The 13,905-nt window shown below is 36.5% G+C and carries 10 protein-coding genes and 1 tRNA gene; 5 read left to right on the top strand and 6 right to left on the bottom strand.

Annotated elements, in window-relative coordinates; genetic code table 11:
• Positions 1-9 precede the first annotated feature (9 nt).
• From J7R10_RS04925 to erpA, 3 genes are all read right to left on the bottom strand, one after another.
• Entirely contained in the window at positions 10-798 is a 789-nt protein-coding gene (locus J7R10_RS04925; protein WP_010705156.1) for a cytochrome c biogenesis CcdA family protein, read from the bottom strand.
• 46 nt (positions 799-844) lie between these two features.
• On the bottom strand, positions 845-1,825 hold the full coding sequence (locus J7R10_RS04920; protein WP_245257366.1) for a carboxypeptidase regulatory-like domain-containing protein: 981 nt from the start codon (positions 1,823-1,825) through the stop codon (positions 845-847).
• Between the two features lie 61 nt (positions 1,826-1,886).
• On the bottom strand, positions 1,887-2,210 hold the full coding sequence (erpA, locus tag J7R10_RS04915) for an iron-sulfur cluster insertion protein ErpA (RefSeq protein WP_010705154.1): 324 nt from the start codon (positions 2,208-2,210) through the stop codon (positions 1,887-1,889).
• 110 nt (positions 2,211-2,320) lie between these two features.
• On the opposite strand from erpA, the gene J7R10_RS04910 reads away from it, so the two are divergent.
• The 3 genes from J7R10_RS04910 to J7R10_RS04900 all read left to right on the top strand — a co-directional run bounded on the left by J7R10_RS04910 (position 2,321) and on the right by J7R10_RS04900 (position 7,936).
• Positions 2,321-3,523, top strand: coding sequence for a deoxyguanosinetriphosphate triphosphohydrolase (locus tag J7R10_RS04910; protein WP_010705153.1), 1,203 nt, complete (start codon positions 2,321-2,323; stop codon positions 3,521-3,523).
• A gap of 30 nt (positions 3,524-3,553) precedes the next feature.
• Positions 3,554-5,311 carry an arginine--tRNA ligase gene (argS, locus tag J7R10_RS04905; RefSeq protein ID WP_010705152.1) on the top strand — a complete coding sequence of 586 codons (1,758 nt, stop codon included), beginning with the start codon at positions 3,554-3,556 and terminating at the stop codon, positions 5,309-5,311.
• 150 nt (positions 5,312-5,461) lie between these two features.
• Positions 5,462-7,936: an SPOR domain-containing protein gene (locus tag J7R10_RS04900; protein ID WP_026501324.1), complete on the top strand. Its 2,475-nt coding sequence runs from the start codon at positions 5,462-5,464 to the stop codon at positions 7,934-7,936.
• Positions 7,937-8,104: 168 nt separating this feature from the next.
• Here J7R10_RS04900 and J7R10_RS04895 read toward each other — a convergent pair whose 3' ends face one another.
• Positions 8,105-8,398 (bottom strand): hypothetical protein, encoded by a 294-nt coding sequence (locus J7R10_RS04895; RefSeq protein WP_010705150.1) that lies wholly within the window; start codon positions 8,396-8,398, stop codon positions 8,105-8,107.
• 301 nt (positions 8,399-8,699) lie between these two features.
• On the opposite strand from J7R10_RS04895, the gene J7R10_RS04890 reads away from it, so the two are divergent.
• A complete protein-coding gene (locus J7R10_RS04890; protein WP_010705149.1) occupies positions 8,700-9,806 on the top strand; it encodes a branched-chain amino acid aminotransferase in 1,107 nt (368 codons plus the stop codon).
• A gap of 140 nt (positions 9,807-9,946) precedes the next feature.
• Here the strand turns inward: J7R10_RS04890 and glpX are convergent, their stop codons facing one another.
• Together glpX and J7R10_RS04880 are read right to left on the bottom strand one after the other, a co-directional pair.
• Positions 9,947-10,933, bottom strand: coding sequence for a class II fructose-bisphosphatase (gene glpX / locus J7R10_RS04885; protein WP_010705148.1), 987 nt, complete (start codon positions 10,931-10,933; stop codon positions 9,947-9,949).
• A 147-nt stretch (positions 10,934-11,080) separates the two neighbouring features.
• Positions 11,081-12,391, bottom strand: coding sequence for a homoserine dehydrogenase (locus J7R10_RS04880; RefSeq protein ID WP_010705147.1), 1,311 nt, complete (start codon positions 12,389-12,391; stop codon positions 11,081-11,083).
• An 834-nt stretch (positions 12,392-13,225) separates the two neighbouring features.
• Between J7R10_RS04880 and J7R10_RS04875 the strand changes: the two genes are divergently transcribed.
• Positions 13,226-13,300: transfer RNA gene (locus tag J7R10_RS04875), tRNA-Glu, on the top strand.
• The last annotated feature ends 605 nt before the right edge of the window (positions 13,301-13,905 follow it).

The raw sequence follows: 13,905 nt of genomic DNA, 5'->3' as shown, positions 1-13,905 counted from the left end.
CACATAAAACTAACGAGAAAATCCAAAAAAACTGACAATATCATGCCAACGAATCGCTTCAATATCACTCAACAAAGGATATTTTTCCAAAAGCCAAAAGGAAAGATTCTGCATAGAGCCTGTTAAAAATAAAATACCTGTAATGATCAAAAAAATACCAATCATTTTTTCAACTTTTCCTAAATGAATACGAAAAGCACCTAAAAATCTCATAAAATTACTTGAAAATAAAGCTGCTAACACAAAAGGCACACCAAGACCCAGCGCATAAATCCCTAAAAGGAGTGCTCCCTCACCTACAGTTTCTTTTGTTCCCGCAAGCGTTATAACAGGTCCTAAAATTGGACCAATACAAGGTGTCCAACCAAATGCAAAAGTTAAACCAATAACATAGGCTCCTAAAGGACCAGTAGGCACTTTATGAGTTTGAAACCGCGCTTCACGAAATAAAAAAGCAATTTTGAAAAGACCCAGAAAATTTAAACCAAAAATAATAATGGTAATTCCAGCAGCAATTGCAAACCAATCACGATAATAACCGATGAACTTGCCAACTGTACTTGCACTCGCACCTAAAGCAACAAAAACGGTTGTAAAACCCAACACAAAAGCAAGAATAGAAGATAACAGCCCTCGCCGTATAAATACTTTTCCCTCATGCTTTTGGGAACGCAAATCATCAATACCAATACCTGCCATATAACACAAATAAGGAGGGACTAAAGGCAAAACACACGGTGATAAAAAAGATAAAGCACCAGCAAAAAACACACTAACTGTTGAAATTTCTACAACCAAAACACTCTATCCACTTTTAATGATGATTTATGCCGCTTCATAAGCATCAATCCATTTCTTCATCAATTTGTTGCATATTTTGTGTATCTGCAATCACACTTATATCTTCATCATGGCCAGAAACAACTGAAAAAATTTTTTGATAAATTTTATCTTTATTTTTAGCGATCGCAATATACTCTCCCTCAGCTAACACAAGTGAAGCATAGGCGCCAACTGTTTCATAAATGATATCACCAGAATCATTGGTAAGAGACCAACTTGTATCTGCTAGTGCTTCTCCTCCTTCTTGCCGGACCAACTTTAAGACAATCTGAGCTGCCTGATGTTCAAGAGTTACCTCAGTAATTTTACCTGCATCTACTTGGATATCGGAACGAACAATAGCATTAATGGATCCATAATGAGACGCAACATGATAGTTGCCAGCTTTCAAACGCACAATTGACTGAGGTTTAATATTGGATAAAATCACACCGGTATCATCGTTTTCTTTTTCATCTTCATAGATAGTAAAACGCAATTCCTTTTCATTGATCATACCGTTTAGCAGTGTAGCATTTAAAATAACACCACCAGCATTAAGATTAAATTTTTTAACAAGTTTCTGCCCACTTTCTAAAGTTATATGGTGCATCGCACTCACATGACCAAATGAGACATGTACAAGATAACTTCCTGGATCTAAATCAAAACGTGCGCTTCCTCCCTCATAAATTTCAGCCAATGGTAATTTATTATCAATTCCTAGGATAGGTATATAAACCCGCCATATAAGCCCTTTCGTAATATTTTCATTGCTGTTTGTTAACCGAGCATGCAAAATAAGTTGGGGTTTAGAAATCAAATTTTCTTTTTCAGAATCTTTTTCCAAATCTTGAGAGTATGAAGGAAAACTTGTGAAATTTTTTTGGTGATAATCCTGCTCTCTCCCTTCTTCAGAAAAGACACAATGATTCCAAATCAATAAAGTAAGCGCCACACATAACCACAACCACCGGCGCAATATTTTTGTAAGAATACCCATTTTCACATTGTTGACCAAAGTGAACATTTTTTCAAGAAACAATATCACTAAAGCCGTCACTCTAAATTGAAAAACTCACACCGCAACCACACGATGAAACGGCATTAGGATTATGAATTTGAAAAGACTGTCCCATAAGATCATCAACAAAATCAATTTCAGCTCCTACCATGAAGGGAAGCGATAGTGAATCAATAAGGACAATTGCCCCATCTTTTTTTAAAACGAGGTCATCTTCACTCATTTCAGAAACCAAACTATATTTATAAGAAAAACCAGAACACCCACCGCCTTCAACGGAAATACGTAACCCTATTTTATCAGGTTCACTCAAAAGTATCTGAGCAATCCGCTTAGCCGCAACATCTGAAATATTCACACCCATTTTATATATCCTTGCATTAAACTATCAAGAAAGAGTATCCCAGCAAAAGAGAAGTTTATTAAATAAACTATAAGCCTCTCTCAATTTAGGATGAGAATGGACAGCTTGCAATGGACATAAACGATATTAATTTTAATTACCACGCTCGAGCGCCCTATAGTGCCAATCCACAAACAAGCCGTGGTAGATTATTCCATGAAACGATGAGTCCTATACGATCACCTTTTCAACGAGATAGAGACCGTATTATTCATTCTAATGCATTTCGACGCCTCAAACATAAAACACAAGTCTTTATTGCTGATGAGAGTGATCATTATCGTACACGACTGACGCATTCAATAGAAGTTTCTCAAATTGCACGCACATTAGCCCGTGCGCTCTATCTTGATGAAGATCTTGCTGAAGCCATTGCCCTTGTTCATGACTTTGGGCACACACCTTTCGGCCATGCGGGAGAAGATGCCCTTAATGAAGCAATGGCACATTATGGTGGTTTTGACCATAATGCACAAGCATTACGCATCGTCACGAAGCTAGAACAACGCTATGCAAATTTTGATGGGCTTAACCTTACTTGGGAAACACTCGAAGGACTTGTGAAACATAACGGTCCTCTTTTCGGTCCTTATGCGAACAAAAAAGAGGTCCCGATCGATATTCTACAATACAATGCAAAGCAAGATCTTGAACTCGATTGCTTCGCTGGACTAGAAGCACAATGCGCGGCTATTTCTGATGATATCGCTTATAATGCGCATGATATTGATGATGGTTTACGTTCACAATTTTTAGCAATTGATCAATTCGAACAAGTTTCACTCACCGCAGCATTATTAGAAGATATAAAAAAAGAATATCCACAACTTGATCAAACTCGGCGCGGCTACGAACTCGTACGCAAACAGATAACAATCATGGTTGAGGATGTTATTAAGCAATCACAAAAAAATTTAGTACACATTGCACCAACAAGCATAAACGATATTCACCAAGCAAAACAAACCATTGTGAGCTTTTCTCCTGCAATGGCAGTCTACGAAAAAGAACTAAAAGATTTTCTCTTTGAAAATCTTTATTACCATGAACAAGTTCTCAATCGTCGTAATGCAGCAAAATGCATTGTACAAAAATTATTCGACTGTTATCATCAGAAACCAGAAGTCATGCCTGAAAGTTGGTACAGCAAAACAACGCACCTAACAAATCACGAGTTAGCACGTCTCATTGCTGATTTTTTGTCAGGTATGACTGATCACTATGCTCTACGTGAATATCACCGTTTATTTGACCATGCAGATAATTTCGTTTAATTGCTTTTGAATACATAATGGAAATTGAATATGAATGTCTTTAAAAACTTCGAGAAAAAAATTAAAAAAATACTCGAATTATCTGATATAAAAGGGAAGAATGGAGAAGATCTAGATTTATCAAAAATTACTGTAGATCCCCCCCGTGATTCTTCACATGGCCATTTATCAACCAACGCGGCTATGGTACTTGCAAAGTCTATAGGCCTTAATCCACGTGAGCTTGCAGAGAAGATCATAGAACTTCTCAAAGATGAGCCCTCTATAGACTGTATTCATGTTGCCGGACCTGGATTTATCAACATCACACTTACAAAACGATTTTGGCAAAATGCTATAAAATCCATTCTTGAATTAGGCACCTCTTACGGTCGTATTCCAATGGGACAAGGAAAGCGTATCAATGTTGAGTATGTATCAGCAAATCCAACAGGACCAATGCATGTAGGACATTGCCGAGGAGCTGTTGTTGGAGATGTTCTCTGTAATTTGTTGCAATTCGTCGGATATAATATTACGAAAGAATACTACATTAATGATGCTGGAAAACAAATCGAAGTGCTTGCCCACTCCGTATTGTTACGCTACCGTGAAGCTCTCTGCCAAAAAATTCATGCAATTCCAGAAGGGCTATATCCAGGGGAATACCTAATACCATTGGGTCAAGCGCTTGTTCAAGAATTTGGTGACCAATTACTCACTATGGATAAAGATGAAGTTTTATCTATCGTGAAAGAGCGTGCAATTCATGCCATGATGACAATGATTCGAAAAGATTTGGCAGCTCTTAATATTTATCATGATGTCTTTTTCTCTGAGCGGATGCTTTATGCAGATAATGCGCGCGCTATTCGTAATACAATTAATGATCTCACTTTAAGTGGTTATATCTACAAAGGAAAGCTCCCACCGCCAAAAGGGCAAAATACAGAAGACTGGGAAGCAACCGAACAAACTTTGTTCCGCTCAACGGATGTTGGAGATGATCAAGACCGTGTTTTAGTTAAATCTGACGGTTCTTATACTTATTTTGCGGCGGATGTTGCTTATTTTCGCGATAAATTTAATCGTCATTTTGATGAAATGATTTATATTCTAGGTGCTGATCATGCTGGTTATGTAAAACGTTTAGAAGCCATGGCAAAAGCAATTTCTGGTGATAAAGCCAAATTGAGTGTTTTCTTATGTCAACTTGTAAAGCTCTTTCGCAACGGACAACCTGTGCGCATGTCGAAAAGAGCAGGATCATTTGTGACTCTACGGGATGTTGTAGAGGAAGTTGGCCGTGATCCAGTGCGTTTTATGATGCTATACCGCAAGTGCGAAGCACCACTTGATTTCGATTTTGCCAAAGTAACAGAGCAATCAAAAGATAACCCCATCTTTTACGTACAATATGCAAATGCACGTTGTCACTCTGTTTTTCGTCAAGCACAAGAAGCCCTGCATATTGAAAATCTTTCAAATGATATAATGATTGCATACCTCAACCGATTAATAGACGATAATGAAATATCCCTCATACGCAAACTTTGTGAATACCCACGTATCATTGAACAAGCCGTAATTCATAAAGAGCCACATCGATTAGCATTTTATCTCTATGACCTTGCTTCCAGCTTTCATGCTCATTGGAATAAAGGGAGCGGTAATCTTGCTTTACGTTTCATCCAGCCTGATGATAAAGACCTCACACTTGCCAGATTGGGCTTGATACAAGCTATCATGAATATTTTATCATCAGGGCTTACAATTGTAGGAGTCGAAGCACCAACAGAAATGCGTTGAAAAAGTTCTATAAATACATAAAATGGGTAGTTTGTTGATATTTTTCATATATCCTTGTCGCAAAAGGGGGAAGTTTGTAATTTTAAAATACAACAAATTTAAATGAACCATTTATTGCATGCAGATGCAAATCATCATGTGAGAAAAGCTATGAGCGATAACGATCGCAAAAATTCGCACGAAATAAAACAAGATCATGAACACAAGGATCCTTTAGAGAGGCTTACGCGCATTTTTAATCCGAATAAACAAAGCGGACATCAAAATGATCAATCTTCTTTACAGACTGATCAATCGATACCTCACGCTCCTAAAGCTTCATCCTATGAAGATGACTTTGATTTGTCCTTTCTAGAAGCAGAGTTTGAAAATAATTTAACAAATGACTTGCCAAATGAACCAACATCAAATGCTGGACCGACACCTTTTTTCAACAAATCAGAACAAAACAACTTTTCGTCTGAAGAGCCACACTCTTCAGCTCTGAATCATGATGAAGAGCAAATTTTAGATGAACTTTCTCCATTACCTATCCCAAAGAATCAATCATCTCAAAAGAAAACTCCCCCCATCAGTGCTAATCCTTTTTTTGAAAAAAGTCATTTTAACGCACAATCAGAAAATTTCTTTTTCGATGAAATGGATAAACACGATAATAGAGAAATCACACCAGAACCCATTGAAAAAACTAGCCCTTTTCCACAAACAATCTCGCAACAAAGAAATACTCCTATAAAGCAAAATTATGATGACAATCAAAGCTTTCACGACACTCCCATAAACCACCCATATAAAGTTTCAGCGGATCAAGAGGATTGGCCTACAGAATATTACAATAATGTCTCCTCCTCTATGGATACGAACGTATTTTCCTCATCTTCTGACCTTATTCCAGAGAAAAAAGATATTGCAAAAAATGAAACAATAAGTGGCTTTCCGTCATCTTTCAATTCAACACAAATGGACAAACAGTCTTATTTAGAAGGCTTTTCACAGGAGCATTATACTGCCGATTATCCACAGTTTTATGAAAAGGAATCCGCAAAACAAGAAGCTTATACTGGAACAACTCCAGAATATCGTGACGCTCAAAACCAATATATCAACAGCGCTGAAAATAACTCCAAGCAAAATAATAAAGAAGTGTCGTATCAAAATAATTTAAATGATATGCACCCCTCATCAGAACCTCTTAGCACACAACAAAGAGAAAGCTTTTTTGCTCATAACTATACGCACAGGGATACTCCTCCTCCAAATGTTGATACTTATAAATTTGCAGAGGAAATCGTAGAAAAAACTGGGCCCATTATGGTTCCTGAAGTCCCGTATGAAGCCCCAGAATATGATGTACCGACTGATGATTTAAAAGAAGAATTTGCTGATATATTCAATGTAGGAAATGTTTCAGCAGAAAATTTTTCGCGACAACAACAGCAAAGTGAAGTCTTCAATGAAATCTTTCATCAAACCATGGATATTCCAAAAGAAGATGCATATACAAATTCACAAGATCAAAATGCCAACTATGCTCCTACCAACAATATAGGATACAACTCCTCCTTTTCTACAGAGAATGCATTATACAAAGGTATAGATGAAATCCCCACGCATGCATCACCTTCCCCTTCCATAAAAAGTTCTATTGTTGGTAAAACGCTTACTAAAACTATTGTTCTTCTCATCTTAGTAACAATGGGTTTCTTCAGTTATTCTCATTTCTTTATGCCATCACAAAAAAATGGAAATGTGCCCATTATCCACGCTGACAATACACCTTTCAAATTTAAACAAGAAACAACAGAAACAAAGAATGACGTTGCACATAATTTAGATATTTATAAACAAACAACTGAACAAAATGAAAAACAAGAAAATACACAGCAATCGCTTATTGATAATTCTGAACAACCTGAAGACTTAACAGAATTAAACCAACAAGAAACTACAAGTTTTTCATCCTCTTCACTTCATGAATCTGATGTTGAAGATGCAGTAACAGAAGCTATCAATCACACCATTCCAACACGAGAAGTGCAAACTGTTATTGTAAACCAAGATGGCACAGTTGTACTGGCACCAATGCGTGAAACAGAGAGAAAAGCTACTGACGAGCCCGAAGAAACAACTGATCAAACCACTACAGATCAATCTCAAGATTTTTCGCCTGTTTCTTCTCAGGATTCCGATATAAATAATAATAAAGAAACAGAACATAATTTCACGAGTGCTATTGATAAAATAATAGCTGAAAGCACTTCTCCCTCTAAGATTGAAGAAAAAGTTATACCTGTTCCTTCATATGCAGAAAGAAATTCAGAAAGACAACGGCATGCTGATTCTCGCACCACTTCACCAAACCGAATAGTCACACAAAATACAGAAAGTTATTACGTACAGCTTGCATCCCAACCAACCCATGCGCTAGCCAAAGATTCTTTGAAAAACATAAAGTCTAGATTTGGATTCCTTATTGGCACTCGTCCTTTAAATATTCAATCTGCACTCATACCAGGTAAAGGAACCTATTATCGTGTTCGTATACAGACGCAAAATCGGAATGACGCTGTAAGCCTCTGTGAAGACATCAAAAGCTCTGGGGGAAATTGTTTTATCACACGCTAAATAAATCATGCAGCCGCTTTAATAACGGCTGCATGATTTATTTTAATACTGATGATTTGGTTTATTGATTAATTTCAGGAATTAAAATCGCCTCAATTTTTTAAGCTTATATATTTGAAAAAACTTTATATCTTAATCTCTGCCTCATGAAATTTTTTATCTGAGGAATTACTCATGGGGGAAAGAGGACGTTGTATTTTTATAGATATAAGGTATTGGAGATGTCGAATTTAAATCTTTTCTAGGGCTTGTTATCGTTTGATTTGATTCTGTCGTACTATAATGTGATATATATTCAGGTTTTTTTTCAAAAAAAGATCCTAAAAAGCCAAAAACAAACCAAATAATAAAAACTCCAAGAAGAATAGCAAGGATACCTCTACCAATTGAATTAAGCTGTTCGCGCTCTTTTTTTTCAGCAGCTATACGCTTGTCATATGTGTGGTAATTTCTATCAATCATAGTGAATTCCTTTTCTCAATTCCCCTACCTTTAAGTTACAAAATATACATATATGAAATTATTCAGATACTTACTTTTGGAAAACGATAAATATTCCTAAAGGTTCCCGATAACTTGATAAAATTGACAAAAAGAAACATAAAAACAAAAATATCTCTTAAGAGTCTTTTCTTTTAATTCTATGCTGAAACATTAACATGAATGTTTTGCTAAAAATAAAAAAAAGTTGTAATAAAACTATTTTATTTTTCTTATAATAAAAACTACACAGAAACAAAGTATACCCTAAAAGGTCTTAGTTATGAAATCCCTTACATCATCGCTTCCGTTTAAAATAGAAAAACATCCATCACCTCTGCCAGATCAGAAACGTGAAGAAATTCTAAAAAGTCCTGGTTTTGGTCAATTTTTTACAGACCACATGTGTACCATCCAATGGACTGAAGATAAAGGTTGGCATAACGCTGTTATTTCTCAATATAAACCCTTAGAGATTAGCCCAGCAAGTACCGTTTTGCATTATGCGCAAGAAATTTTTGAAGGTTTAAAAGCATATCTCGCAAAAGATGGGCGTATTTTGTTATTCCGCCCTGAAGCCAATGCACAACGTTTTATAGAATCAGCGAAGCGTTTAGCTATGCCAGAATTACCGAAGGAGATTTTTTTAGATGCAATTAATCAGTTGGTAAAAATTGATCAAAAATGGGTTTCAGGACTTCCCAATGCGAGCCTCTACATACGTCCATTCATGTTTGGCAATGAAAGCTTTTTAGGCGTTCGCCCTTCTAAAGAATATCTTTTTTGTATCATAGCCTCTCCAGTTGAATCATATTTCAAAGGAGAAGAAAAATCTGTTAGCGTATGGATTGAAACAGATTATAGCCGTGCTGGTCCAGGAGGCACAGGTGCTGCCAAGTGTGGTGGCAACTATGCAGCAGGCTTACTTGCACAAAGCAGCGCAGTACAAAATAATTGTAGCCAAGTGCTTTTCCTTGATATGATTGAACATAAATGGATTGAAGAACTTGGCGGCATGAATGTTTGCTTTATTATGGCAAATAATACACTTGTAACACCTGCACTGAGTGGCACCATTCTTCCGGGAATAACACGCCATTCAATTTTACAATTGGCCCAACAAATGGGGCTAACGATAGAAGAGCGTCCTTATTCTTTTGAATCGCTCAAAGAAGATGTACAAAATGGTCATCTTAAGGAAGTCTTTGCTTGTGGTACAGCAGCCGTTATTACATCAATCGGCCGTTTTAAATACAAAAATGGCGAAGTCATTATCGGAAATGAAACAATTGGTGAAATTACAAGACAGCTTCGCACACAACTTGTTGACCTTCAAAAAGGCAATATAGAAGATAAAAATGGCTGGGTACACACTGTGCAGCTCTCATAACAATAAGAAGATATTTCTACAAATCACTCTATCAATGCTTCCATGAAAACATCTCTTAGCGTTTTTATGGAAGCACAATCTCTCCCCAAATGATACTTTTTCACTTTCTTAACAGATACCGCTAAAAAGAAAGCATTATTTTAATCAAATTTTGAATAATCTCTATGCTGCGCTTTAATATGACGGATTGTACCGGTATGTGAACGCATCACAAGTGTTTCTGTTTGAATATAACGAGGCGTAAATTTAACACCTGAAAGCATATTGCCATCCGTTACACCTGTTGCAGAAAATAACACATCCCCTTTTGCCATTTCTTCGATTGTATAAACTTTATTGGGGTCATCAATTCCCATTTTTGCTGCACGCGCGATTTTTTCTTCTGTATCAAGCAGCAAACGACCTTGCATCTGCCCACCAATACAACGCAAAGCTGCAGCAGCTAACACACCCTCTGGTGCTCCACCAATCCCCATGTAGATATCAATACCCGTTTCATCTGGATCTGTTGTATCAATAACAGCCGCGACATCTCCATCACCAATTAAACGAATTGATGCTCCCGTTGCACGCACTTCCCCAATCAGTTTTTCATGACGAGGCCGATCCATAATACAAACAGTTACCTGATTTACAGCTACCCCTTTAGCTTTTGAAAGGGCATGAATATTATCAGCAGGCAAAGCATCTATATCAACAATTCCCTTGGGATAACCAGGACCAACAGCAATTTTTTTCATATAGACGTCAGGAGCGTAAAGTAAATTACCTCTTTCAGCAATTGCAACCACAGCTAAAGAATTAGCAAGATTTTTAGCACAAATTGTCGTTCCCTCAAGTGGATCAAGTGCAATATCAATCGCTGTCCCCTCTTGAAGTCCTACTTTCTCTCCAATATAAAGCATAGGAGCTTCATCGCGTTCCCCTTCACCAATCACCACTGTACCATCAATAGGCAACCGATTAAGCTCCTGACGCATTGCATCCACAGCAGCCTGATCAGCAGCCTTTTCATCACCCCGTCCACACCAACGTGCAGCTGCAACAGCAGCACGCTCAGTGACACGTACCAATTCAAGTGTTAGAATACGATCAAGTCCATTTAAATTTTTCTGAGATGCGGGCATATAAAAAATCCTACCGAATGAGTATTAAAAAAAGCATTAGCATTTATTGTTAAACATTAAGAAGAAAGCTTTTGGTAAAGATAAAAACTCTCCACAAAAGAAAAAAACACTCACATTTTTTCTTTATCATTAAACAACCTCTCAATTCTATGCCATAGGTTCAATACGAATGAATTGAGATTTTGCAACAAGATGACCATCTTTTTCAATTGCTGCAAGCGCTTTTCGTACATTCACCTCCGTTGTTTCATGCGTTATTAAAATAATTGTTTTTACAATCTGGCTTTCTACAAAAGTTTTTTGAACAATCGACTCTAATGAAATGTGGTTATCAGCCATATGCTGTGCTACTGCAGCAAAAACACCAGCACGATCATGAACATTCAAACGAATAAAATACCCACCAGTATGATGCGAAATACGTGCTTTTTTATGAGGAGCAAGCCCCAATGCTGGATTTCTTAAAACAGGTGCATACTGAAAACCAGTATGTGCTTTCGCTATATCAGCCAAATCACCAATAACCGCTGATGCTGTTGCCGCTCCTCCAGCACCAGGACCAGAAAAGAGCAATTCACCTAATAAATCACTTTGAATAGAAAGGGCATTTGTCACACCATGAATCTGTGCAATCATCGATGATGTTGGTACCATTGTTGGATGAACACGTTGCTCAATTCCGGAATCGGTTTCTAATGCGACCCCTAAAAGCTTAATCCGATAACCCAATTCATCAGCTGCACGGATATCAATCTGCGAAATATTACTAATTCCTTCAACATAAACATCATCTAACGAAATGGCTGTTCCGAATGCTAAACTTGTCAATAAAGCCAATTTATGAGCGGTATCATTTCCCCCAATATCAAAAGTTGGATCAGCTTCAGCATAACCAAGTCTCTGTGCATCCGTCAAACAATCTTTAAATGAAAGGCCCTCATTAAACATACGTGTTAATATATAGTTGCAGGTTCCATTGAGAATACCATAAATTCGCGATATACGGCTACCGCAAAGTGATTCTCTCATCGCTTTGATGACAGGAATTCCCCCAGCAACAGCAGCTTCAAAATGAAAAAAAACGCCTTTTTTTTCTGCACTCACAGCAAGTGCTACCCCGTGTCGTGCAAGAAGTGCTTTATTGGCAGTAACAACATGATGCCCCACCTCAAGCGCCTTCTTAACAGCTTGATGTACAACATCTAATTCACCTCCAATTAATTCCACAAAAACATCAATCTCATCAGAAGAAGCCAACTCCTCTGGTGAATCGAACCATTTTATATCACTCAGATCAATTCCACGCTTACGGTTTCTATCACGTGCACTAACAGCAACAATTTCGATTGATCGTCCACATTGGTAAGCTAAACTACTCGCTTTTTCACGCAGAATTCTTATAACTGAAGTACCAACCGTACCAAGGCCCGCAATGCCAACTCTTAAAGCTTCTGCCATTATCTAACTGCTTATCCCTCTTTTTGAAAAAAATTTATTATGTGCAAATCCAATGAAACCGATGCATATAATCAAATATAATCTAAAGAAATCCCCTACTCTATTCAACTCAATTTGTCCTCTTTTACAACAAAACTGCTCATTCAATCAAAATCTCTCAGAATACAAAATTTATCTCTTTTGAAGAGTAATATCCTTCTTAAACCACTACTACAAAGAGTAAAGCTTAAATAAGTATATGAAAAAATGATTATTAAATTCCGTTTTACTTTGGATTTGTTGCAATATTTTTTTCATTTTGATGGCAAACATTTTATTAAACGATAAGAAAACTATATCTAATTGCAAAAACAATCTTATATGATTCGTATCATTTTTTAGCTTATTAATGATATGTTTATTGTTTTATTTCAGAATAATTGCTCTATAGTCGCTTGTGGTTTATAATCGCTTTTGGTTTTTCCGAAAATCTTAGATGATTATTCTCCTTCATAGAGGACCTTTGAACAAGTAAAACACCAAGCATATATTCCAGAAAAACAACAATAGAAAAACTCAAAACCATTTAACATACTGATTTAATTATTTTTTTATTTCTCAAAAAAGTAAGTACGAAAAATATCATTTGATTATCACGGTGCTAACATAAAAAAATTATCACTTATGAATTATGCTCTCTATTTTTTCACATATAACTCTAGAGAATAAAATAATCCAGCCAAGAGTGACAATAACATATCCAAAATAATGCAATAAAATATGTTTTTTTAAAAAAAATTACGCAGAGGACTTGCGAAGTAAAAAGATCCTCTCTATAAGCCTCATCATTGGTTCGCGCCCATCGTCTAGAGGTTAGGACGCCGCCCTTTCACGGCGGAAACAGGGGTTCAATTCCCCTTGGGCGTACCAGGTCCTTTTTTATCTCATATAACTCATTGATTTAATATATGTTTTTTTAAGATTCGGGATGCGTGAATAAAGGTTAGGGAATAGGATTTTCATAATTGTCCTGTGGAGAGAATTGCCGATATTTCTATGTGAGTGATTTTTCTTCCAAGAGAATGCTACATCACTTATGCTTGTAAGAAAAAGAAAATGGATTAAATATAGATCTATGGGATAGTGTTGTTTCGTAATATTTAAAATTTGTAAGGCATACTAATACATAAACTGTATTTTCTAGCAAATGCAGCTTTTATTCTTTATAAAACTCTATTGAGTTCCCAGAAGAGCTTTAAAAACAATGTCCAAGACTACTCTAAGGGGCTGATTCAAGACTCGGTTTATGCCTCCCCTTTTTGATTATGGCTCCTTGTCTATCACATTCAATTTATTTCTCGAACATAATATCTCTAAAAATCGTAGCGAACACCATAATAATATAAATTTATCAAATAATTAAATCAAACATCTTACAAAAAATAAAATTCTCTACATTTTGTAGTAAATTTCACTTAATCCTTCTCTTGCATCAGCTTTTTATCAACTATACAATAATTATACGAAAGAAATAA

This window comes from Bartonella vinsonii subsp. berkhoffii ATCC 51672 (assembly GCF_902825225.1).
GTDB classification, from domain to species: domain Bacteria; phylum Pseudomonadota; class Alphaproteobacteria; order Rhizobiales; family Rhizobiaceae; genus Bartonella; species Bartonella berkhoffii.
Note: the sequence above shows the minus strand (reverse complement) of the source record. Positions and strands in the feature narration are given on the sequence as shown.

Coding starts and splice junctions, on each gene's coding strand:
- J7R10_RS04920 (WP_245257366.1), bottom strand. CDS start 1,825: ATGGGTATTCTTACAAAAATATTGCGCCGGTGGTTGTGGTTATGTGTG.
- erpA (WP_010705154.1), bottom strand. CDS start 2,210: ATGGGTGTGAATATTTCAGATGTTGCGGCTAAGCGGATTGCTCAGATA.
- J7R10_RS04910 (WP_010705153.1), top strand. CDS start 2,321: ATGGACATAAACGATATTAATTTTAATTACCACGCTCGAGCGCCCTAT.
- argS (WP_010705152.1), top strand. CDS start 3,554: ATGAATGTCTTTAAAAACTTCGAGAAAAAAATTAAAAAAATACTCGAA.
- J7R10_RS04900 (WP_026501324.1), top strand. CDS start 5,462: ATGAGCGATAACGATCGCAAAAATTCGCACGAAATAAAACAAGATCAT.
- J7R10_RS04895 (WP_010705150.1), bottom strand. CDS start 8,398: ATGATTGATAGAAATTACCACACATATGACAAGCGTATAGCTGCTGAA.
- J7R10_RS04890 (WP_010705149.1), top strand. CDS start 8,700: ATGAAATCCCTTACATCATCGCTTCCGTTTAAAATAGAAAAACATCCA.
- glpX (WP_010705148.1), bottom strand. CDS start 10,933: ATGCCCGCATCTCAGAAAAATTTAAATGGACTTGATCGTATTCTAACA.
- J7R10_RS04880 (WP_010705147.1), bottom strand. CDS start 12,391: ATGGCAGAAGCTTTAAGAGTTGGCATTGCGGGCCTTGGTACGGTTGGT.